The organism is Streptomyces sp. NBC_01465 (assembly GCF_036227325.1).
GTDB lineage: Bacteria > Actinomycetota > Actinomycetes > Streptomycetales > Streptomycetaceae > Streptomyces.
In genome coordinates this window covers 3,287,475-3,308,343 of sequence record NZ_CP109467.1, presented here as the reverse complement: position 1 = coordinate 3,308,343, position 20,869 = coordinate 3,287,475, and the positions used below count along the sequence as shown (strand labels likewise).

General features: G+C 70.0%; 18 protein-coding genes and 1 pseudogene. 7 read left to right on the top strand and 12 right to left on the bottom strand.

From position 1 onward, the window contains the following. Nucleotides 1-33: 33 nt before the first annotated feature. The 5 genes from OG707_RS15430 to OG707_RS15410 all read right to left on the bottom strand — a co-directional run bounded on the left by OG707_RS15430 (nt 34) and on the right by OG707_RS15410 (nt 5,363). Nucleotides 34-1,062, bottom strand: coding sequence for a hydroxyacid dehydrogenase (locus OG707_RS15430; protein ID WP_329118516.1), 1,029 nt, complete (start codon nt 1,060-1,062; stop codon nt 34-36). Nucleotides 1,063-1,096: 34 nt separating this feature from the next. Continuing rightward, a complete protein-coding gene (locus tag OG707_RS15425) occupies nt 1,097-1,954 on the bottom strand; it encodes a carbohydrate ABC transporter permease (protein ID WP_329118514.1) in 858 nt (285 codons plus the stop codon). Then, entirely contained in the window at nt 1,951-2,838 is an 888-nt protein-coding gene (locus OG707_RS15420; RefSeq protein ID WP_329118511.1) for a carbohydrate ABC transporter permease, read from the bottom strand. Before OG707_RS15420 ends, OG707_RS15425 begins: the two co-directional genes overlap by 4 nt. Nucleotides 2,839-2,843: 5 nt before the next feature. Further along, entirely contained in the window at nt 2,844-4,175 is a 1,332-nt protein-coding gene (locus OG707_RS15415; RefSeq protein ID WP_329118509.1) for an ABC transporter substrate-binding protein, read from the bottom strand. A 108-nt stretch (nt 4,176-4,283) separates the two neighbouring features. Beyond that, nucleotides 4,284-5,363 carry a substrate-binding domain-containing protein gene (locus OG707_RS15410; protein WP_329118506.1) on the bottom strand — a complete coding sequence of 360 codons (1,080 nt, stop codon included), beginning with the start codon at nt 5,361-5,363 and terminating at the stop codon, nt 4,284-4,286. 169 nt (nt 5,364-5,532) lie between these two features. Here OG707_RS15410 and OG707_RS15405 point away from each other — a divergent pair. Beyond that, nucleotides 5,533-7,316: pseudogene (locus OG707_RS15405) on the top strand (DUF2264 domain-containing protein). After that, complete coding sequence (locus OG707_RS15400) at nt 7,313-8,836, top strand: right-handed parallel beta-helix repeat-containing protein (RefSeq protein ID WP_329118503.1); 1,524 nt, start codon at nt 7,313-7,315, stop codon at nt 8,834-8,836. Before OG707_RS15405 ends, OG707_RS15400 begins: the two are co-directional and overlap by 4 nt. 23 nt (nt 8,837-8,859) lie before the next feature. Here the strand turns inward: OG707_RS15400 and OG707_RS15395 are convergent, their stop codons facing one another. The 3 genes from OG707_RS15395 to OG707_RS15385 form a co-directional block, all read right to left on the bottom strand. Next, nucleotides 8,860-9,633, bottom strand: a complete 774-nt coding sequence (locus tag OG707_RS15395) for an SDR family NAD(P)-dependent oxidoreductase (protein ID WP_329118501.1) — start codon at nt 9,631-9,633, stop codon at nt 8,860-8,862. Between the two features lie 10 nt (nt 9,634-9,643). After that, nucleotides 9,644-11,164, bottom strand: coding sequence for a multicopper oxidase family protein (locus OG707_RS15390; RefSeq protein WP_329118499.1), 1,521 nt, complete (start codon nt 11,162-11,164; stop codon nt 9,644-9,646). Nucleotides 11,165-11,257: 93 nt separating this feature from the next. Continuing rightward, nucleotides 11,258-11,938: an MOSC domain-containing protein gene (locus OG707_RS15385; RefSeq protein WP_329118497.1), complete on the bottom strand. Its 681-nt coding sequence runs from the start codon at nt 11,936-11,938 to the stop codon at nt 11,258-11,260. A gap of 80 nt (nt 11,939-12,018) precedes the next feature. On the opposite strand from OG707_RS15385, the gene OG707_RS15380 reads away from it, so the two are divergent. Continuing rightward, nucleotides 12,019-12,909, top strand: a complete 891-nt coding sequence (locus OG707_RS15380) for a LysR family transcriptional regulator (protein ID WP_329118495.1) — start codon at nt 12,019-12,021, stop codon at nt 12,907-12,909. Between the two features lie 52 nt (nt 12,910-12,961). On the opposite strand, the gene OG707_RS15375 is transcribed toward OG707_RS15380, so the two are convergent. Then, nucleotides 12,962-13,285, bottom strand: a complete 324-nt coding sequence (locus OG707_RS15375; protein ID WP_329118493.1) for a WhiB family transcriptional regulator — start codon at nt 13,283-13,285, stop codon at nt 12,962-12,964. A 377-nt stretch (nt 13,286-13,662) separates the two neighbouring features. Here OG707_RS15375 and OG707_RS15370 point away from each other — a divergent pair, with 377 nt between their 5' ends. The 4 genes from OG707_RS15370 (at nt 13,663) to OG707_RS15355 (ending at nt 17,956) form a co-directional block, all read left to right on the top strand. Beyond that, on the top strand, nt 13,663-14,274 hold the full coding sequence (locus OG707_RS15370; RefSeq protein ID WP_003948568.1) for a response regulator transcription factor: 612 nt from the start codon (nt 13,663-13,665) through the stop codon (nt 14,272-14,274). Nucleotides 14,275-14,516: 242 nt separating this feature from the next. Beyond that, the gene (locus tag OG707_RS15365; protein WP_329118491.1) at nt 14,517-15,104 is read left to right on the top strand and encodes a sigma-70 family RNA polymerase sigma factor; all 588 of its coding nucleotides are present in this window, start codon (nt 14,517-14,519) and stop codon (nt 15,102-15,104) included. Between the two features lie 103 nt (nt 15,105-15,207). Beyond that, the gene (gene guaB, locus OG707_RS15360; RefSeq protein WP_329118489.1) at nt 15,208-16,710 is read left to right on the top strand and encodes an IMP dehydrogenase; all 1,503 of its coding nucleotides are present in this window, start codon (nt 15,208-15,210) and stop codon (nt 16,708-16,710) included. A 118-nt stretch (nt 16,711-16,828) separates the two neighbouring features. After that, entirely contained in the window at nt 16,829-17,956 is a 1,128-nt protein-coding gene (locus tag OG707_RS15355) for a GuaB3 family IMP dehydrogenase-related protein (RefSeq protein WP_329118487.1), read from the top strand. 57 nt (nt 17,957-18,013) lie between these two features. Here the strand turns inward: OG707_RS15355 and OG707_RS15350 are convergent, their stop codons facing one another. The 3 genes from OG707_RS15350 to OG707_RS15340 all read right to left on the bottom strand — a co-directional run bounded on the left by OG707_RS15350 (nt 18,014) and on the right by OG707_RS15340 (nt 20,622). Continuing rightward, complete coding sequence (locus OG707_RS15350) at nt 18,014-18,685, bottom strand: hypothetical protein (RefSeq protein WP_329118485.1); 672 nt, start codon at nt 18,683-18,685, stop codon at nt 18,014-18,016. Nucleotides 18,686-18,815: 130 nt separating this feature from the next. Beyond that, nucleotides 18,816-19,322 (bottom strand): hypothetical protein, encoded by a 507-nt coding sequence (locus OG707_RS15345; RefSeq protein WP_329118482.1) that lies wholly within the window; start codon nt 19,320-19,322, stop codon nt 18,816-18,818. 64 nt (nt 19,323-19,386) lie between these two features. Continuing rightward, nucleotides 19,387-20,622 (bottom strand): nucleotide sugar dehydrogenase, encoded by a 1,236-nt coding sequence (locus tag OG707_RS15340; RefSeq protein WP_329118480.1) that lies wholly within the window; start codon nt 20,620-20,622, stop codon nt 19,387-19,389. Nucleotides 20,623-20,869 lie beyond the last annotated feature (247 nt).

The window sequence follows — 20,869 nt, the reverse complement described above, 5'->3', positions numbered from 1 at the left end:
GGTGCCGGGCCTCGGTGTTTTCTGCTTCTGGTGCTACGCGGAGTGGCTCAGCTCCGCCGGGTGCACCGGGTCCGCGAACGGGCGGCCCGCGGCGTAGCGCTCGAGCTCGTCCAGCGCCTGGTCCGTCATGCGGTGCAGTTCGTTGCCGAGTGAGCCTGCCACGTGCGGGGTGAGGAGCACGTTCGGCAGGTCGTACAACGGGGATGCGGTGGGCGGGTGTTCGGGGTCCGTCACATCCAGTACGGCGTGCAGGCGGCCCGGGACCAGCTCCCGCAGGAGCGCGGCCTCGTCGATCAGCGAGCCGCGGGCCGTGTTGATCAGGGTCGCCCCGGTGCGCATCAGCGACAGCTGGCGGGTGCCGATCATGTGGTGGGTCGCGGGGAGCTGCGGGGCGTGCACCGAGACGACGTCGCTGCGGGAGCAGAGGTCGTCCAACGGGACCGATTCGACGCCCAGTCGCGCTGCTTCGGCGGCGGTCACGTAGGGGTCGTACAGGAGGACCTGCAGGTCGAAGGGGCGGAGCAGCTCGATGACGCGGCGGCCGATGCGGGAGGCGCCGACGATGCCCACCGTACGGAGGTAGTTGCCGGCGCCGTCCATCTCGTCGCGCCAGTCGTGGGCGCCGCGGACCTCGCGGTAGACGTGGGCGGAGCGCAGGACGCGCTTGTTGGCGAGGAGGATCGTGGCGAGGGTGTACTCGGCCACGGGCAGGGCGTTGGCGCCGGCCGCCGAGGAGACCGTGATGCCGCGTTCCCAGCAGGCGTCGGTGATGTGGTGCTTGACCGAGCCCGCCGCGTGGACGACCGCCTTCAACCGGGGTGCTGCCGCCAGGACTTGAGGCGTGAGGGGCGTCGCGCCCCAGCAGGTGAAGAGGACGTCGGCCTCGGCCAGGGCGGCCGCGACGCGCGGGGTGGGGTTCGCCAGGTCGTGGGCGACGAGGGTGGAGTCCGTACGGGCGAGGGCTTCGAGCCGGGTGTGGTGGCGCGGTTCGAGGAGGCGGTCGGAGATGCCGGGACCCATCGCGAGCAGGACTGACGGCCGATTGTCAGTGGTGGGGTGCATGGTGGTGAGTGGCTCCCTTGGGGGCGCTGTGGGGCTACTTGACGCTGCCGGCGGTGAGTCCGGCCTTCCAGTGCCGCTGCAGGGAGACGAAGGCGACGATCAGGGGGATGACGGCGAGGAGGGAACCGGTGACCACGAGCGGGTAGAAGCTGGGCTCGCTGTGGGTGTTGGTGTTCCAGGAGTACAGGCCGAGGCTCAGCGGGAAGAGCTTGCGGTCCGAGAGCATCACCAGGGGGAGGAAGAAGTTGTTCCAGATCGCGGTGAACTGGAAGAGGAAGACGGTCACGAAGCCCGGCATCATCATCGGCAGACCGATGGAGAAGAAGGTGCGCAGCTCGCCCGCTCCGTCGATACGGGCGGCTTCGAGGGCCTCGTTGGGGATGTAGCCGGAGGCGAAGACCCGGGAGAGATAGACGCCGAAGGGGTTGACCAGGACCGGGATCAGCACCGACCAGTAGGTGTTGACGATCCCGATCTTGCTGGCCAGCAGGTACATGGGCAGGGCCAGGGCCGTGGTGGGGACGAGCACGCCCAGCAGGACCAGGCCGAAGAGCTTCTCCTTGCCCCGGAACTCGTACTTGTCGAAGGCGTATCCGGCGGCGACGCAGATGAGGGAGCAGACGGCGGCGCCGACTCCCGCGTACAGCAGGCTGTTTCCGTACCAGCGGAAGTAGACGCCGTCCCCGTAGGAGGCGATGTCGGAGAGGTTCTTCGAGAGGTCGAAGCCCTTGAAGGAGAAGGTGTCCCCGGAGAGGAGGGATCCGGTGTCCTTGGTGGCGGCGGTGACCAGCCAGATGAGCGGGAAGAGCATGTAGAGGACGGCCAGGAGCAGGGCTCCGTTGACGGCGGTCTTCGACAGCCAGGGGCTCTTGCGGGACGCGGGGAGGCTCATGCGTTCTTGCCCTTCCGGCCGGTGAGGCGGGTGACGACGAAGGAGAGCAGGGCGGCGGCGAGCGCGAGGAGTACGGAGGCCGCGGCGGCGAGCCCGAAGTCGTTGCGCTGGAAGGCCGCGGTGTAGGCGTACATGTTCGGTGTCCAGGAGGAGGAGACGGCGGACCCGGAGCCGGAGTTGAGGATCAGCGGCTCGGTGAACAGCTGCAGCGAGCCGATGATCGTGAAGAGCACGACCATCAGGACCGAGGCGCGGATCAGCGGGAGTTTGATGCTGAACGCGGTGCGCCAGCCGCCCGCCCCGTCCACTGTGGCCGCTTCGAGCACGGAGCGGTCGATGGCCTGCAGGGCGGCGTAGAAGATCACCATGTTGTAGCCGAGCCACTCCCACAGCGCGATGTTCACGACGGAGGGCAGCGCGCCGGAGGGGGAGAAGAAGTCGAAGCCGATGCCGCCGGAGTGCATCGCGGAGACGACGGGGCTGAGACCGGGCGTGTAGAGGTACAGCCAGATCATCGCGGCGATGATGCCGGGCACGGCGTGCGGCAGGAAGAGCGCGAGCTGGAAGAAGCGCTTGGCGCGGGCGAGCGCCGAGTCGAGCAGCAGGGCGAGCGCGAGGGCTCCGCCGACCATCAGCGGGATGTAGATGACGCAGTAGCCGAGGAGGACGAGGAAGCCGTCGCGGAAGACCCGGTCACCCAGCGCCGCCGTGTAGTTGCCGAGTCCGGTGAAGACCGTCTCGGATCCGCCGAATCCGAGCCCCGACTGCTGCTCGGTGAAGAGGCTGAGCCAGATCGCGTATCCGATCGGGATCAGCATCACCGCGGTGAACAGGACGAAGAACGGGGTCAGCAGGGTCGCGGCGGCGCGGGTGCGGGCTTTCATCTGGGTCAGTCCTCGACCTTCAGGCCGCGCTTGGTCAGCTCCGCGACGGTCGCGTCATGGGCGGCCTTGACCGCGCCGGGGATGGTGGCGCCGCCACTGGCGACCTTGCCGAACTGGTCCTTCAGCGTGGTGTTGGTGGTGCCCATCGACGGGCCCCACGTCCAGCCCTGCTTGATGGACGAGCCGCCGTCCTCGAAGATCTGGTAGATGTCCTGGCCGCCGTAGAACTTGGTGTCGAAGGCTGCCTTGGCGGCGGGGCGCAGGGCGAGTGCGGCCGGGAAGGCGCTCGAAGTGCCGGAGGAGATACGGGCCTTGATGCCGTCCTCCGTGGTGGTCATCCACTTGGCGAACTCGGTGGCCGCCTCGGCCTTCTCGCTGTTCTTCGGCACGGCGAAGGTGGTGCCGCCGAGCATGCCGCTGGCCGGCTTGCCGTCCCACGTCGGGATCGGGGCGACGGCCCACTTGCCGCTCTGCTCGGGCAGCGTCCCGCCGAGGACGCCACCGCCCCAGGAGGCGCCGAGGTAGCCGATGGTGCCGCCGGTCTTCAGGGAGTTGGTCCAGGCGGGGGAGAAGGAGGCGTCCGAGCGGACCAGACCGTCCTTGACCAGGCCCTGCCAGTAGTCGGCGACCTTGGTGGTGGCGGCGTCCGTGGTGTTGATCTTCCAGGTGTCGCCGTCGGCCTTGAACCACTGGGCGCCGGCCTGCCAGACCATGGCCTGGAAGGTGGTCGGGTCGTCGGGGAAGAAGGTGCCGATGCGGGCCTTGGAGTCGGCCTTCTTGATCTTCTCGGCGGCGGCCTTGAACTCGTCCCAGGTCTTGGGGACCGCGACGTCGTACTTGGTGAACAGGTCTTTGCGGTAGAAGAAGGCCTGCGGTGCGGCGTCGAAGGGGACGGCCCAGTTCTTGCCGCCGAGCGTCGTCTGCTCGATCGCCTGCGGGAGGACCTTCTTCTTGACGTCGTCGGTCAGGTACTTGCTGATGTCCTGGAACCCGCCCTGGCTGACGTACTCCGGGAGCTGCGGGTACTCGACGGAGACCAGGTCGGGGGCGTTGCCCGCCTTGATCGCGTTGGAGATCTTGGCGTAGCCGCCGGCGTTGCCGGACGGGGTCTCCTCGAACTTCACCTTGATGTTCTTGTGCGAGGCGTTGAACGCGTCCACGACCTCCTTGGTGCCCTTGGCCCAGCCCCAGAAGGTGATGGTCACGGGCTTGGCGGCGCTGCCCGTGCCGCCACCGTCGGAGGAGTCGTCGCCGCTGCCGCCGCAGGCCGTGAGGACGGCGAGGGCGGTGGCGGCACCGGCTATGGAAAGAGTCGTTCTGCTCCAACTGCGGTTCACAGCGAGGCTCCTGAATCAGCGGCGACATTGACGTTGGGCGTGATCCTTGGCCCAGCCATGTCCGAAGTCAAGAGCGAAAGATTGATTGATCGAAAAAAGATCAGAACGTTATCGAGTGGTCGATGCACGCACCCGCAGTCGCGGCAGCAGCGCCAGATGCTGTCCCGGCTCGTCGTCGTCCTGTACGGAACCGAGGCGGCTGACCAGCAACTCCGTTGCGTAGCGCCCGATTTGGCGCTTGGGCGGGGCGACCGCGGTGAGCGGGGTGTCGCCCAGGGCGGCCACCTCGTCGTCGTACGCGATCACGGCCAGGTCCTCGGGAACGCGCACGCCCAGTTCCGACAGGCGCTGGACCAGGTGGATCGCGTCGACGTCGTTGTGCACCAGCGCGGCCGTGACCCCGCCCTCGGTCACCGCCGTACGCACTTCCTGCATCGCCTCTTCGAAGCGGGCCGGGTCGACCTCGGGCCCTGACGTCCCGATCATCGCCGGTGCATCGGCGAGACCCAGCGTGACCAGGGCTTCCTCGTACCCGGACCGCACCGCGAGCGCGGTCGGGCTGTCCGCGCGGGCGACGAGCAGCGGCGTCCCGTGGCCAAGGCCGACCAGGTGGCGGACGGCGAGGAGCACCCCGTGCCGGTGGTCGGAGCAGACCCGGTCCAGGTCGTCGAGGGGCGAGCCCGGTGCGGGCGTGCGCTCAAGCAGCACGGCGGGCACCGGCAGCTGGGCCATCCAGTCCCCGTACGCGGCCTGGTCCTCGGCGCCCCGCCAGGCCGGGGCGATGAGCAGCCCGTCGGCCCCGGCGGCGAGCAGCCCCTCGGCGCGCGCCTTGTCCTCCTCGGGGCGGTAGTCCGAGATCCGCAGGACGAGACGGGCCCCGGCGCGGGCCGCGGCCTCGTGCGCACCGCGGATGACCTCGGCGAAGTAGTACGTCGCCGAGGGCGCGATCAGCCCGATCACCGGGCCCCCGCCGGGGGCGGACGCGGTGGCGGCGGGCCCGTTCTCCGGCCAGGAGACCGACCCGTGGACCCGGTCGAGCAGCCCGCGCTCGGCCAGGGTCTCGACGTCGCGGCGCACCGTGACGGGGGAGACCCCCAGCTGGCCGGCGAGATCCGAGACGCGGGCCGAGCCGCGTTCCCGTACCAGGGCCAGAAGTCGGTCGTGACGTTCAGCAGCACTCTCGCGCACGGCGGCAGTCCCCTTGCAAATCGCGATGTGGTGGCTCGGCTGGCCAGACCCTAGTGCAGTTTGATCGATTGACGGAAGTTTCGATCATTCGTTACTTCCCCATTGACGTTCGATCAATCTGCGGTTCAAGATTCCGGGCGACGCCGAAGTCCGCCTCCAGGGGAGCATCATGCCCACGCCGAGTCCGTACACGGGCCGTACCCGTGCCCATTGGGAGCAGGCGGCCGATCAACTGCTGCTCGCGGTGCGCCCCTACGCCTCGCCCCGCCACGGCCGCATCGACCTCCCCGGCTCGCGCCCCAGCTCGTCCGGACCCCGCTCCGACGGCCTCGAAGGCTACGCCCGCACCTGGCTGCTCGCCGCGCTGCGGGTCGCCGGAGCGCAGGGCGAGGACCCGCACGGCTACCTCAGCCGGTACGCCGAAGGCCTCGCCGCCGGTACGTCGGGCCCGCCCGAAGGCCCCGACACCTGGCCGCAGATGGCCGACACCCGCCAGGCCGTCGTCGAATCCGCCTCCGTCGCCCTCGGTCTGCGCCTCACCCGCCCCTGGCTCTGGGACACCCTCGACGACAGCACGCAGCAGCGCGCCGTCGACTGGCTGCTCCCCGCACTCGGCCCGTCCCCGGTGGACAACAACTGGTGGCTCTTCGGGCTCACCGTCGCGGGCTTCCTGCAGGACGCGGGCATCGAGACCGACCGTGCCCGCCGGACCATCGACCGCGCGCTGGAACGCATCGAGGACTGGTACCTGGGCGACGGCTGGTACAGCGACGGCCCGAACCGCTCCTTCGACCACTACAACGCGTGGGCGATGCATTTCTATCCCGTCCTGCACGCCCATCTCGCAGGCGACCAGGACCTCCTCGCCGTCTACGGCCCCCGCCTGCACCGCCAACTCGACGACGTCTCCCGCATGTTCGGCGCGGACGGCGCCCCTTGCCGTACGGCCGCTCCCTCACCTACCGCTTCGCCGCCGCGGCCGCTCCCTGGCTCGGCGCGATGACCGGCCACACCCCGCTCACCCCCGGCGCCACCCGCCGCCTCGCCTCGGGAACGCTCCGCTACTTCCTCGACCACGGCGCCACCGACCAGGACGGCCTCCTCACCCTCGGCTGGCACGGCCGCTACGAGCCGATGATCCAGACGTACTCGGGCCCGGCCTCCCCGTACTGGGCCTCGAAGGGCTTCCTCGGTCTGCTGATGCCCCCGGACCACCCGGTCTGGACGGCCGACGAAGAACCGCTCCCCGCCGAGACGCACGACGCCGCAACCGCCCTCGGCCCGACCGGAATGCTCCTCCAGTCCACCGCCGCCGACGGCCTCGTCCGCCTCCACAACCACGGCTCGAACCACGTCGGCGACAACGAGGACCCCGGCTACGCCCGCTTCGCGTACTCCACCCGCACCGGCCCCACCAGCGGCGACTCCGAGCGCGACAACCACTTCGCCCTGATCCTCGACGGCGTGCCCACCCGCCGCCTCACCGCCGACCCCCTGGGCTCGGCCCCCGACCGCGCCGTCTCCGCGCACACCCCGCACCCCGGCATCCGTATCGTCTCCGCCACCCTCGTCCACGGCCGCGCGGAGGTCCGCGCGCACCTGGTCACCGGCGCCCCCGAACCCACCCCCGTACGCCAGACGGGCTGGGCCCGGCACACCGAGGCGGTCACCACCCAGCTCCACCCGGTCCACGGCTACGCGCCCGAGGTCCGCCAACTCCCCGGCGGCTCCACCCTGTTCGGCAACACCTCCGAAATCCTCGCCGTCGAAGGCGCCACCACAGGACCCGCCTCCCTCTTCGTGGCCCTCGCCTCGCTCACCGGCGAAGCGGACCCGGCCCCCGTCGCCACCCTCGCGGACATCCGCGTCCAGAGCCCCCACGTGATCCATGTGACCTGGCAGGACGGCACCGCAGCCGTGCTCCACATCCCGGAGGAATCAGAGGAATCATGAGACGCCAACGCACCGCCCTCGCGACCGCCGCCCTCACCGCCCTCGCGGCCACCGCACTGGCCACCCCCGCCCAGGCCGCCCACCGCCAGCAGGGCACCGCCTTCTACGTCGACTGCGCGGCCACCGCCCCCGGCGACGGCTCCCGCCACCACCCCTGGACCACCCTCGCGGACGCCAACGCCCTCACGTACGGCCCCGGCGACCGGCTCCTGTTCCACCGCGGATCGACCTGTACGGGCACGCTCACACCCCAGGGCGCGGGCTCGGCCGAGGCCCCCGTGACGATCTCGGACTACGGCAGCCGCACCGCACCCCGCGCCGTCCTCGACGGCGCCGGCGCGCACGACGTCGTACTCCTCTCCAACACCGAGCACTACCGCGTCTCGAACCTGGAGATCACCAACGCCGCCGCCCCCGGCACCGAGCGCAACGGCATCCGCCTGCGCCTCACCGACTACGGCACGGCCCACGGCTTCGAGCTCGACCACCTCTACATCCACGACGTACGCGGCGGCGACTACAAGACCGTCACCGGCTCCAGCGCCATCCACATCGCCGTCCAGGGCACGACCACGGCCAGCAGCTACGACGGCCTGGACATCCACCACAACCTCATCGAGGACGTCGACCGCGAGGGCATCTACTTCAAGTCGACGTTCTCCAAGCGCGATCTGGTCGGCAACCAGCAGGACCCCAACGTCTACCCCGGCGCCTGGACCCCCTCGACGCACATCCGCGTCTCGTACAACACCCTGAAGTCCATCGGCGGCGACGGCATGAAGCTGGACACCACCGCCGGAGCGCGCATCGACCACAACCGGGTCGACGGCTTCCAACTGCGCTCGCCCTCCGCCAACGCGGGCATCTGGACCTTCAACACCGATGACACGACCATCGAGTACAACGAGGTCTCGGGCGGCGGGAACACCCACGACGGGATGTCCTTCGACGCCGACGGCGCCTCGCAGCGCACGGTCTTCCAGTACAACTACAGCCACGACAACAAGGGCGGCTTCCTGCTGGTCTGCCCGTACAGCGGCGCCAAGACCGTCGACACGGTCGCCCGCTACAACGTCAGCCGCAACGACGGCGCCCGCCTCGTCCAGAACTGCTGGGGCCCGATCCTCAACACCCAGATCTACAACAACAGCTTCTACAACAAGGAGCAGGTCCCCACGAAGCTCGTCGAGGACGACGCGGCGGCCACCACCCAGCACGAACTGACCTTCCGCAACAACCTCTTCGTCAGCGAGGGCACGGGCGGCTACGCGTACAAGGTGACCATCCCGAAGATCACCTTCGACCACAACGCCTTCTACGGCATCGGCTCCCCGGTCGCCAACCCCGACGGAATCACCACCGACCCGCTGCTGCGCAGCGACTTCAGGCTCGGCGCGGGCTCACCGGCCCTCGCCGCGGGCGCCGTCGTCGAGAACAACGGCGGCAGGGACTACTTCGGCCACCCGCTGAAGCCCGGCACGCCCAACATCGGCGCCTACGCGGGCCGCGGCATCAAGTAGGTCCCCAACACCCCTAAACACCCCTACTGCGGCCCGTACTTGCGGCCTGTCTTGGAGGTGATCCCTCCGAGCAGGCCGCGAGGCGCCAGCTTCACCGCGCCCATCAGGACCTTGTAGCGCGGGTCCGGGATCGACAGCGACTTCCCGCGCGCCAGATCGGCGAGCGCGGCGTTCACCAGCTTGTCGGCGTCCAGCCACATCCACCCCGGGATGTTGTCCGTGCCCATCCCGGCGCGCTCATGGAATTCGGTCCGTACGAACCCGGGGCAGAGCGCCATCAGTCGCACCCCGCTGCCCACCAGATCCCGGGCGGCGCCCTGAGTGAACTGCACGACCCACGCCTTGGACGCCCCATAGGTCCCACGCGGCACAAAGGCGGCAACGGACGCCACGTTCACCACACCGCCGCGCCCGCGCTCCTTCATGCCGGCGACGGCCGCCGAGGTGAGCCGCAGCACCGCCTCGCAGTGCACCTTCAGCATGGTCAGCTCGTCGGCCATCGACACTTCGAGGAAGCGCCCCTTGTTGCCGAACCCGGCGTTGTTGACCAGCAGGTCGACCGGGTTCCGGCGTTCGCCGAGCCGCCGCTCGACGGACGCGATCCCCTTCTCCTCGGAGAGATCGGCGGCCAGCACCTCGACCTCGACCCCGTGCCGGTCGTGGAGTTCGGTGGCGGCGGCCTGCAGCCGCTCGGAGTCCCGGGCCACGAGCACCAGGTCGTGCCCGTCCTTCGCCAGCCGCCGCGCGAAGGCGGCACCGATGCCGGCGGTAGCGCCGGTGATCAAAGCAGTCGTCATGTACGGAACGTTAGTGCCCGCCGTGCCCGCCCGGCGTCCCCGCCTGCTGCCCCTTCTCGACCACCACGAACTGCCCCATCATCCCCTCGTCCTCATGGGCGAGCAGATGGCAGTGGTACATGTACGGATGGTCCGGATCGGCCGGCCCGTCGAACCGCACCGCGATCTTCGCCGTCGACCCGATCGGCATGGCGAGGGTGTCCTTGGGCCCGCGCAGAGCGGCCCCCGGCGGTTTCCCGTCGAACTCCACCACCCTGAACTGCACATCGTGGACATGGAAGTTGTGCGTCATATCGCCCCCGTTCCGTACGGTCCACACCTCCGTCGCCCCCTGGGTGACGGTCTCGTCGACCCGCCCCATGTCCATCTTCTTGCCATTGATCCCGGACAGCTTCAGCTCGAAGTACCGCCCGCGCACCGCATCTTTCGCCTCGGGCAGCTCGCTCTCCACGAGCCGCTGCGGCAGCGTGGGCGAGTCCCGCAGCGTCTTCGCCGCCCTCAACTGCAGTACGTCGAAAGAGTCGTCGCCCCCGCTGAACCGCTTCTCCCACGCATCGCCCTTCTCCCACGGGTAACTCCGCAGCACCGTCCGCTCCCCGGCCCGCATCTCCACCACGATCTCGGCGCGCTCCCCGGGCGACAGCTGGACCCGCTTCATCCCCGCAGGCCGCTCCAGCAGCCCGCCGTCAGTCCCCACCAGCGAGAACTCCCGGCTGTCGTCGAAGCCGAACGTATAGATGCGGGCGGTCGACGCATTGAGCAGCCGCAGCCGCACCAGCCGGTCGCCCACCTCCTTGTACGGATCGAGCGTGCCGTTGACCATCGTCCGCCCGCCCAGGAACCCGGTGTTCCGCAGGATCTTGTGCCCGTGGTCCAGCTTGTTCCCGTCGAACTCCACGTCCTGCACGATCACCGGCAGATCGTCGACCCCGTACGTCTTCGGGAGCGCGAGCGCACCGCTCTTCGCGTCGTCCACCAGGAACATCCCGGCCAGACCGCGCGCCACGTGCTGCTCCGTCGCGCCGTGCGGATGGGGGTGGTACCAGAGCGTCGCGGCCGGCTGGTCGATCTTCCAGTACGGATTCCAGCGCGCCCCCGCCGCCACCTCCTGGTGCGGTCCGCCGTCCATCGCGGCGGGCAGATGCATGCCGTGCCAGTGCACGCTCGACGCCTCGTCGAGCGTGTTTTCGACCCGCACCTCGACCTTCTCGCCGCGCGCGGCCCGCAGCGTCGGCCCGAGGTAACTTCCGTTGAACCCCCAGGTCGGGGTCTTCTTCCCCGCCTTGAACTCCGTCTCCCCGGCCTGCATCCGCAGATCGAAGACCCGCGTTCCGTCTTTCGTCACGGTCGATTCCGCCAGCGGCGGCACCTTCATCTCCTGACTGAAGGACACCTTGCCGACCGTGCTGATGTCGGCCCCGGTCCACAGCCAGGCGAACCCGCCGCCGATCACGACGGCGAGCACCCCCACCACGGACCCCAGCACGATCAGTACCCGCTTGAGGCGGCTCCGCCCCCTGGTCTTCTCCATACGGGCCACACTCCCGCCGGAGCCCCGCACCCCACATCGGGCAAGCCCCCGACCCGCCCCGGAGCCGTCCCCCACCCGCCCCTGAGACCGCGTCTACGACCCTTGCCCGGACCCGTACTTGGCGGTGTACTCCCGCGCGGTCTCCAGGAACCCCGACTCCATCCACTCGGCGGCCACCAGCGTGCGCGGCAGCAGCGAACGCTCCACGGTCGCCGCCCGGAACAGCAGCTCGACGGTGATGTCGTGATCCGGCCGCCGTACGACCTCGATCGCGTCCCCGGCCCTCACCTCACCCGGCTCGATCACCCGCAGCAGCGCCCCAGGCGCCCCCGCCTGCGTGAACCTCTTCACCCACGCCTTCTCCCCGACATGCCCCTGGAAGGTCCGGCAGGGAATCCGCCCGCCGGTCACCTCCAGCACCACGTCGGACCCGACGCGCCACCGCTCACCGATCAGAGCACCGCTCACATCGACGCCCGCCGTCGTGAGGTTCTCCGCGAAGGAGCCGTTGGGCAGCGCGCGCCCCAACTCCCGCTCCCAGCCGTCGAGATCCTCGCGCGCGAAGGCGTACGCGGCCCGGGCCTCACCCCCGTGGAACCGCAGATCGCAGACGTCGTCCCCCTCGACCCCGCTCGCGCCCACCCCGGTGGGCCCGGGGGAGAACAACCGCACGGGCCCCTCCATGGGCCGCTTGTCGACGCCGCTCTTCCCGTCCTGGTGATCGGTGTACTCGACGGCGGTGGCCCGCCCCACATTCACAGTCAGCAGCTTCATATCCGCAGGCTAGACGCCCGCACTCAAAGCCACCACGCAAAATTGAGCGCAGACCCCAAGCATCCCTTATGCTCGAAGTCATGATCGAGGCCCGCCATCTCCGCGTCCTGCGCGCCGTCGCCGCCACGGGGTCCTTCTCCGCCGCCGCGCGCGAACTGGGCTGTACGCAGCCGGCCGTCAGCCAGCAGATGAAGGCCCTCGAAGCCTCCACGGGCACCCCGCTCCTCATCCGTACGAGCCGTGAGATGCGCCTCACCCAGGCCGGCGAGGCCCTCGTGCGCCACGCCGCCGGAATCCTCGCGGGCCTCACCGCCGCCGAGGAGGAGGTCGCCGCGATCGCGGGCCTGCGCGCGGGCCGGGTCCGCCTGGTCTCGTTCCCCAGCGGCAGCTCCACGCTGGTCCCCACCGCCCTCGCCGCACTGCGCGCCGCCCACCCAGGCACCAGGGTCTCCCTGGTCGAGGCGGAGCCGCCGCGCTCGGTGGAGATGCTCCGCGAGGGCGACTGCGACGTGGCGCTGGCCTTCCGCTACGGGGCGCCGACCGACGAGTGGGACGACCTCGTCGTACGCCCCCTGCTCGCCGACCGCCTGGTGGGCCTGGTCCCCGAGGGGCACCGGCTGGCCTCCTCCGACGCGGTCACCATCTCCGACCTGGCCGACGAATCGTGGATCGCGGGCTGCCCGCGCTGCCGCCGCCAACTGGTCGAGGTCTGCGAGAGCGCCGGCTTCCAGCCCCGTATCGACTTCGCCACCGACGACTACCCGGCCGTGATCGGACTCGTCGGCGCGGGCCTGGGCGTCGCGGTCCTGCCGGAGCTCGCGATCGAGTCCGTACGCCCCAAGGGTGCACGCACAGTGACCGTGGAGCCCGCGGTGCGCCGCGAGATCGTCGCCCTGACGCTGCCCGATCTGGCGCACGTCCCCGCGGTGGCGGCGACCCTCGACCAGCTCGCCAGGGCCGCCGCCCGCTGAGCCCGCGGCGGGCGGCAGGAACGTTTCTGCGCCGGTCTTCCGTGCCGGCCTTCTACGCCTGGCCGGGGCCGGTGGCGCCCGCGGCCGAGATCAGCCGGTTCCGTGCGCGGCCCATGAGCTCCTCGCGCTCGTCCTCGGTGAGGCCGCCCCATACGCCGTACGGCTCGCGCACCTGAAGCGCGTGCGCGGCGCACTCTGCCCTGACCGGGCACCGCATGCAGACCTCTTTCGCCGAGTTCTCACGGGCGCTGCGCGCAGCACCGCGTTCGCCCTCCGGGTGGAAGAAGAGGGAGCTGTCGACCCCTCGGCAGGCCGCGAGGAGCTGCCAGTCCCAGAGGTCGGCGTTGGGTCCGGGAAGGCGGGAAAAATCTGCCATTGCTTGTCCCCTTGAGGTCCGCTGAGATCCGTGAGGTACATCTACGGTGTTAGTAGATGTAAATATGACTCATTGCGAATCTAGTCACAGACACCAGCAAAATGGAAGAAAAGCCGCCAAATAGGGCATAGCTCAACCCTGGATGTGGACGACTTGTGATGCTGCCTTCCGCAATCGCCCACTCACGTAGAGTGCCGAAGGCGGCCGTCCGACCCGTAACTCTTTCGAGTGACCGTCGTTGAGTGTGTGTGGCGGTTGAAACAACAAGCGCTCGGGCAGGTGTCCGAGGGTGTCGACCGCACAGGTGACGATTTGTATTCAGCCTGGAGGCTCAAGGTGACGCGCAGTAGCTGTGAGAGCCGCGGAGGACGAGAGTCATGACATCCGTCCTCGTCTGCGACGACTCCCCGCTTGCCCGAGAGGCGCTCCGCCGCGCGGTCGCGACCGTGCCCGGCGTCGAGCGTGTGACGACGGCCGCCAACGGTGAGGAAGTCCTCCGCCGCTGGGGTGCCGACCGTTCGGACCTGATTCTGATGGACGTACGCATGCCCGGTCTGGGCGGCGTCGAGACCGTGCGGCGGCTGCTCTCGGCAGACCCGGGCGCCCGGATCATCATGCTGACCGTCGCGGAGGACCTCGACGGGGTCGCGCTCGCGGTCGCCGCCGGTGCCCGCGGCTATCTGCACAAGGACGCCTCGCGCGCCGAACTGCGCGCGACGGTCACCCAGGCGCTCGCCGACCCGACCTGGCGGCTCGCCCCGCGGCGGCTGCGCTCGGCCGAGATGGGTGCCGCGCCCACGCTCACCGCGCGCGAGATCCAGGTGCTCGAAGGCATGAGCCACGGCCGCTCGAACGCCGAGATCGGCCGCGAGCTGTTCCTCTCCGAGGACACGGTCAAGACCCACGCGCGCAGGCTCTTCAAGAAGCTGGGCGCCTCGGACCGCGCGCACGCCGTCGCGCTCGGTTTCCGCTGGGGTCTGGTGCGCTGAATGCGCTGGTGCGGGCGGTCGGCGTCCCTCTCCGGAGGAACGGCGGACGCCCGCACACCACGTTTCCCGCGCGATGCCGCATCCTTGAGGGTGTGGAGTTCCTCGGGGACGAGTCGAGCGAGCAGGGCCAGCGAGAGGGGAGGGCGCAGGAGATGAGTTCCGGCGCACCTGCTCATAACGCTTCAGTGCACAACTACGGACGCGGTGCAGCGGATGGTTCCGCGCCCGTGCACCATGATCCGATGCGCGACGACGAGGCTGCGGGTGCCCAGGGGCCGATCGGTGCCCTTGTCCACCTCGCCGTCGAGGGCGACGAGCGGGCCACCCATGATCTTCTCGCCCATGTCCACCCCCTCGCGCTGCGCTACTGCCGCACCCGGCTCAGCCGGCTGCCCGGTGATGCTCGTCACTTCGTGGAGGACCTGGCGCAGGAGGTCTGCGTCGCCGTGCTGATGGCGCTGCCGCGCTACAAGGACACCGGTCGGCCCTTCGAGGCGTTCGTCTTCGCGATCGCCACGCACAAGGTCGCCGACCTGCAGCGCGCGGCCATGCGCCACCCGGGATCGACCGCGGTGCCCTCGGACGAGATGCCCGAGCGGCCCGACGATTCCCTGGGACCCGAGGAGCGGGCGCTGCTCAGCAGCGACGCGGAGTGGGCCAAGAAGCTCCTCGCCAACCTTCCCGACAACCAGCGCGAACTGCTGGTACTGCGGGTCGCTGTCGGTCTGACCGCGGAGGAGACCGGACAGATGCTGGGCATGTCCCCGGGCGCGGTGCGGGTCGCACAGCACCGGGCCCTCAGCCGGCTGAGGGCCCTGGCGGAGCAGTAGGAAGCTCCAGAATCCGTCCGTGATCTTGATCGTGGAATGTGACACCCCCGGAGCCCGTTAGCATGGACATCCGCACCGATCAAGGCCATTTGGGGAAGGTGTCATGACTGCAAACGTCGACGGAGTGCCCGAGAAATTCGCGACGCTCGGGCTGACATACGACGACGTGCTGCTGCTGCCGGGCGCATCTGAAGTGCTGCCCAACGCGGTCGACACCTCGTCGCTCATCTCGCGGAACGTACGCGTGAACATCCCGCTGCTCTCCGCCGCGATGGACAAGGTGACCGAGGCCCGCATGGCCATCGCCATGGCCCGTCAGGGCGGCGTCGGCGTACTGCACCGCAACCTGTCTGTCGAGGACCAGGTCAACCAGGTCGACCTCGTGAAGCGCTCCGAGTCCGGCATGGTCACCGACCCGATCACGGTCAGCCCCGACGCCACGCTCGGCGAGGCCGACGCGCTGTGCGCCAAGTTCCGTATCAGCGGCGTCCCGGTCACCGACCCGTCCGGCAAGCTGCTGGGCATCGTCACCAACCGCGACATGGCCTTCGAGTCGGACCGTACGCGCCAGGTGCGCGAGGTCATGACGCCGATGCCGCTGGTCACCGGCCGGGTCGGCATCTCCGGCGTGGACGCCATGGAGCTGCTGCGCCGCCACAAGATCGAGAAGCTTCCGCTGCTCGACGAGGCGGGCATCCTCAAGGGCCTCATCACGGTCAAGGACTTCAAGAAGGCCGAGCAGTACCCGAACGCGGCCAAGGACGCCAAGGGCCGGCTGCTCGTCGGTGCCGCCGTCGGCGCGAGCCCCGAGGCGCTCGACCGCGCCCAGGCGCTGGCCGGTGCCGGGGTCGACTTCCTGATCGTCGACACCTCGCACGGCCACAACAGCAACGCCCTCAACTGGATGGCGAAGATCAAGTCCGCCGTGAACGTGGACGTCATCGGCGGCAACGTCGCGACCCGCGACGGCGCCCAGGCCCTGATCGACGCCGGCGTCGACGGCGTCAAGGTCGGTGTCGGCCCCGGCTCGATCTGTACGACGCGTGTGGTCGCCGGCATCGGCGTCCCGCAGGTCACCGCGATCTACGAGGCCGCGCTGGCCGCCCGTGCGGCGGGCGTCCCGGTCATCGGCGACGGCGGCCTGCAGTACTCGGGCGACATCGGCAAGGCGCTGGCCGCCGGTGCGGACAGCGTGATGCTGGGGTCGCTGCTCGCGGGCTGCGAGGAGTCCCCGGGCGAGCTGCTGTTCATCAACGGCAAGCAGTTCAAGTCGTACCGCGGCATGGGCTCGCTCGGCGCCATGCAGTCGCGCGGGCAGGGTCGCTCGTACTCGAAGGACCGTTACTTCCAGGCCGAGGTGTCCTCCGACGACAAGCTCGTCCCCGAGGGCATCGAGGGCCAGGTCCCGTACCGCGGCCCGCTCGCCAACGTGCTGCACCAGCTCGTCGGCGGACTGCGCCAGACGATGGGGTATGTGGGCGCCGCCTCGGTCGACGAGATGGAGTCCAAGGGCCGATTCGTACGGATCACCTCGGCGGGGCTCAAGGAGAGCCACCCGCACGACATCCAGATGACGGTCGAAGCGCCGAACTACACCAGGCGCTGACAGCAGGCAGTGACGTAGCAGGACGTATGCGGAAGCCCGCAGGCCGGACGGCCCGCGGGCTTCCGCGCGCGTGTCGGGGATACTGGAACGGCAGACGTAGAGGGAAAGGCCACACATCGTGACTGAGATCGAGATCGGGCGCGGCAAGCGCGGCCGCAGGGCGTACGCGTTCGACGACATCGCCATCGTGCCGAGCCGGCGCACCCGGGACCCGAAGGAGGTCTCGATCGCCTGGCAGATCGACGCCTACCGCTTCGAGCTTCCGTTCCTGGCGGCCCCGATGGACTCGGTCGTCTCACCGCAGACGGCGATCCGCATCGGCGAGATGGGCGGCCTCGGCGTACTGAACCTCGAGGGCCTGTGGACCCGGTACGAGGACCCGCAGCCGCTGCTCGACGAGATCGCCGACGAGCTCGACGAGGCGAACGCGACCCGTCGCCTCCAGGAGCTCTACGCCGCCCCGATCAAGGAAGAGCTGATCGGGCAGCGCATCAAGGAGGTGCGCGACTCGGGTGTGGTCACCGCCGCCGCGCTCTCCCCGCAGCGCACCGCGCAGTTCTCCAAGGCCGTCGTGGACGCCGGCGTGGACATTTTTGTGATCCGTGGGACCACTGTTTCGGCCGAGCACGTCTCGGGTGCTGCCGAGCCGCTGAATCTGAAGCAGTTCATCTACGAGCTGGACGTTCCGGTCATCGTGGGCGGGTGCGCGACCTACACCGCCGCCCTGCACCTGATGCGTACGGGCGCGGCCGGTGTGCTGGTCGGCTTCGGCGGCGGGGCCGCGCACACGACGCGTAACGTGCTCGGTATCCAGGTCCCGATGGCGACCGCCGTGGCCGATGTGGCCGCCGCGCGCCGTGACTACATGGACGAGTCCGGCGGCCGGTACGTGCACGTCATCGCGGACGGTGGCGTCGGCTGGTCCGGCGACCTGCCGAAGGCGATCGCCTGCGGTGCCGACTCGGTGATGATCGGCTCCCCGCTGGCCCGTGCCACGGATGCGCCCGGCAAGGGTCACCACTGGGGCATGGAGGCCGTGCACGAGGACGTACCGCGCGGAAAGCTCGTGGACCTGGGCATCGTCGGCACGACCGAGGAGATCCTGACCGGTCCCTCGCACACGCCGGACGGGTCGATGAACTTCTTCGGCGCGCTGCGGCGCTCGATGGCGACGACGGGCTACAGCGAGCTCAAGGAGTTCCAGCGCGTCGAGGTGACGGTGGCGGACGCGCAGCACAAGCGCTGATGTTTCAGGGGTAGACGAAGGGCCCGCACCTTGTGGTGCGGGCCCTTCGTCGTGCGATCAGCGGCGACGGCCCACGGCGGCGGCCAGGCCCCAGGCGATTCCTCCGGCGAGCAGGACACCGAGGACGGAGAGCAGGTGGTCGCTGACCTCTCCGCCGGTCGCCCACCAGGCCTTGGCCGGGAGGAGGGGGGTGTGTTTGAGGATGAAGTCCCCGTTGGGCTGGTCGAACAAGATGCACACGTACCCGTTGGCGAAGCCGAAGAAGGCACCGAGCGCGGCGATGATCCCGGCGCCGACGTGGGCGCCGTTGCTCCGGCCTGCCACCATGCCGACGATCAGGCCGGTGAGTGCGCCGTTGATGACGGCGTGCCCGAAGTAGAGGCCCCGGACGGCGCTGTCCGAATCCATGTCCTTGTACGTGGCGAACCAGATGCCCGCGTAGATCGCCGCGAGGACGAAGGAGACCAGCAGGCCGAGGAAGACGGCGCCCACGGGGCTGCCGGAGCGGGGCTGCTGGGGGCCTCCGGGGTACGGCAGCTGCTGGGGGAAGCCGCCGGGGTAGGGCTGCTGTTGCTGGGGGAAGCCCGGCTGCATCGGCTGCTGCGGGTAGCCCTGCGGCGGGGCCGGGGGCATCTGGGGCGGTGCGGACGGCTGGGCGGGGGCCTGGAGGTAGGGGTTGTTGGGGTTGGGCTGGGGCGGCTGCTGCGGCTGCTGCCAGGGCTGGCTCATGGCGTATCCCCCGAGGACAGGTAGTGGTGAGGAGCCAAGCTATCAACGGGGGCTGTGGGGGCGGCAGTCCGCGGGCACGGCGAAGGGCCCGCGACGCGGGTGCGTTGCGGGCCCTGTGTGGTGGTGCGGGTCAGCCGTTGGCCTTCTTGGCGCCGGCGTACGCGCCGACCGCGCCGAGGGCGATGAAGACGAAGCGCATCGCGCTCAGGACCTCGCCCCAGGCGTCGTTGAGGACGCCGAAGTGAGAGAGGAAGATGTCCGTCACCGACGGGGCGCCCGTGATGTCGGAGAGGGCCAGTGCGACGGCCACGAGCTGTCCGAAGTACGTGCCGGCCAGGGAGAACACGGCGGCCCAGACGAACAGCCAGACGCTGCGTCCGCCGACCTTGCAGGCGGTGAGGCCGACGAGGAAGCCGAGGCCGACGGCCGCGTAGCCGATTTCGCGGTCGATGGCGTTCGCGATGATGCCGTACAGGATCGCGCCGAACACCGCCACGGCGAACGCGGCGAGGACACCGCCCGCGAAGTTGGTGGGGCGGGGTGCCGGGGCAGGTGCGGGGACCGGGGCGGCAGGGAAGCCGAAGGCGCCCTGCTGCGGCTCGGACGGTTGGGACGGTGGCGGCGTCGGCTGGCTCATGGAGATCCCCCTGGGACGTAAACGCACGTGTGTGCGAGATGTGAACGCCGCAGAGTAGCAGGGGTCAGAGCCGGTGCGCTGCCCCGGCCGGGGAGGCTCCTCTGGTGTCCAGGAGGAGCTGGGCCTTGACCGAGAGGCCCTGCAGGTCGTACGTGCGGTGGTTCTGCAGCAGGACGGTCAGGTCGGCCGCCGCCGCGGCCTCGTAGAGGGAGTCCGCGCGGGGGACCGGGACGGTGTGGACGCGCCAGTCGGGGACGTGCGGGTCGTGGTAGCTGACGGAGGCGCCGAGGTCCATCAGGCGGCGGGCGATCTCGGGGGCGGCGGAGCCCTCCTGGTCGGCGAGGTCCGGCTTGTAGGTGACGCCGAGGAGCAGGACGCGGGCGCCGCGGGCGGATTTGCCGTGCTCGTTGAGGAGGGTGGCGCAGCGCTGGACGGCGTACTGCGGCATGCGGTTGTTGATGTCCTGGGCCAGGCCGACCATGCGCAGTGCGCCGCCGCCGGTGGGCGGGCGGTACGAGGGGTCCATGGGGACGCCGTGGCCGCCGACGCCGGGGCCGGGGCGGAACGGCTGGAAGCCGAAGGGCTTGGTCTCGGCGCAGCGGATGACGTCCCAGAGGTCGACGCCCATCTCGTGGCAGAGGACGGCCATCTCGTTGACCAGGGCGATGTTGACGTGGCGGTAGTTCGATTCGAGGAGCTTGGTCATCTCGGCCTCGCGCAGACCGCGGGCGCGGACGACCTTGTCGGTCAGGCGGCCGTAGAAGGCGGCGGCCGACTCGGTGCAGGCGGGGGTGAGGCCGCCGATGACCTTGGGTGTCGATGCGTACGTGTGCGCGCGGCTGCCGGGGTCCTGGCGGGTGGGGGAGTAGGCCAGGTGGAAGTCGCGGCCGGCGCGCAGGCCCGAGCCCTCTTCGAGGAGGGGGCGGAGGAATTCCTCGGTGGTGCCCGGGTAGACGGGGGATTCGAGGATGACGGTGGTGTGCGGGCGCAGCCGGGCGGCCAGCGCGCGGGCGGCGTCGGCGACATCGGTCAGGTCGAGGGCGCGGTCGGCGCCCAGGGGGGTGGGGGCGCAGATGACGGCGGTACGCACTCGGCCCAGTTCGGCCGGATCGGTGATGGGGCGGAAGCCGCCGGAGAGGAGGCGGCGGATGTCCGCGTGGTGGGTGCGGTCGGCGGCGAGCCCCGCGAGGCGGTGTGGATCGGTGTCGTAGCCGATGGTGTCGATGCCGGTCGCTACGGCGGCCTGGGCGAGGGGGAGACCGAGGTGACCGAGTCCGATGACGGCGAGATCTGCGGGCATGGCGGTGGGCCGTCCTTCCCAATAGCCGGAGCGGGGTCGTCGCGCAACCCCTGTGGACATCGCTATGTCAGGTTAGGAGTAAATATGACCGATATGCGGGATTGGGCCGGTCTGGGGTGTCCGAGTGTTATCCACAGGCGGTGGCCGATGTCGGTGGGTACGGACAGAATCGTGGATGTACGGAAGCGCGATGCACTCGCGATGCACTGAGAAGTGACCTGAGCCGGACCACCCCGATCTACGGGAG

Coding starts and splice junctions, on each gene's coding strand:
- OG707_RS15430 (WP_329118516.1), bottom strand. CDS start 1,062: ATGCACCCCACCACTGACAATCGGCCGTCAGTCCTGCTCGCGATGGGT.
- OG707_RS15425 (WP_329118514.1), bottom strand. CDS start 1,954: ATGAGCCTCCCCGCGTCCCGCAAGAGCCCCTGGCTGTCGAAGACCGCC.
- OG707_RS15420 (WP_329118511.1), bottom strand. CDS start 2,838: ATGAAAGCCCGCACCCGCGCCGCCGCGACCCTGCTGACCCCGTTCTTC.
- OG707_RS15400 (WP_329118503.1), top strand. CDS start 7,313: ATGAGACGCCAACGCACCGCCCTCGCGACCGCCGCCCTCACCGCCCTC.
- OG707_RS15395 (WP_329118501.1), bottom strand. CDS start 9,633: ATGACGACTGCTTTGATCACCGGCGCTACCGCCGGCATCGGTGCCGCC.
- OG707_RS15390 (WP_329118499.1), bottom strand. CDS start 11,164: ATGGAGAAGACCAGGGGGCGGAGCCGCCTCAAGCGGGTACTGATCGTG.
- OG707_RS15385 (WP_329118497.1), bottom strand. CDS start 11,938: ATGAAGCTGCTGACTGTGAATGTGGGGCGGGCCACCGCCGTCGAGTAC.
- OG707_RS15380 (WP_329118495.1), top strand. CDS start 12,019: ATGATCGAGGCCCGCCATCTCCGCGTCCTGCGCGCCGTCGCCGCCACG.
- OG707_RS15375 (WP_329118493.1), bottom strand. CDS start 13,285: ATGGCAGATTTTTCCCGCCTTCCCGGACCCAACGCCGACCTCTGGGAC.
- OG707_RS15370 (WP_003948568.1), top strand. CDS start 13,663: ATGACATCCGTCCTCGTCTGCGACGACTCCCCGCTTGCCCGAGAGGCG.
- OG707_RS15365 (WP_329118491.1), top strand. CDS start 14,517: ATGCGCGACGACGAGGCTGCGGGTGCCCAGGGGCCGATCGGTGCCCTT.
- guaB (WP_329118489.1), top strand. CDS start 15,208: ATGACTGCAAACGTCGACGGAGTGCCCGAGAAATTCGCGACGCTCGGG.
- OG707_RS15350 (WP_329118485.1), bottom strand. CDS start 18,685: ATGAGCCAGCCCTGGCAGCAGCCGCAGCAGCCGCCCCAGCCCAACCCC.
- OG707_RS15345 (WP_329118482.1), bottom strand. CDS start 19,322: ATGAGCCAGCCGACGCCGCCACCGTCCCAACCGTCCGAGCCGCAGCAG.
- OG707_RS15340 (WP_329118480.1), bottom strand. CDS start 20,622: ATGCCCGCAGATCTCGCCGTCATCGGACTCGGTCACCTCGGTCTCCCC.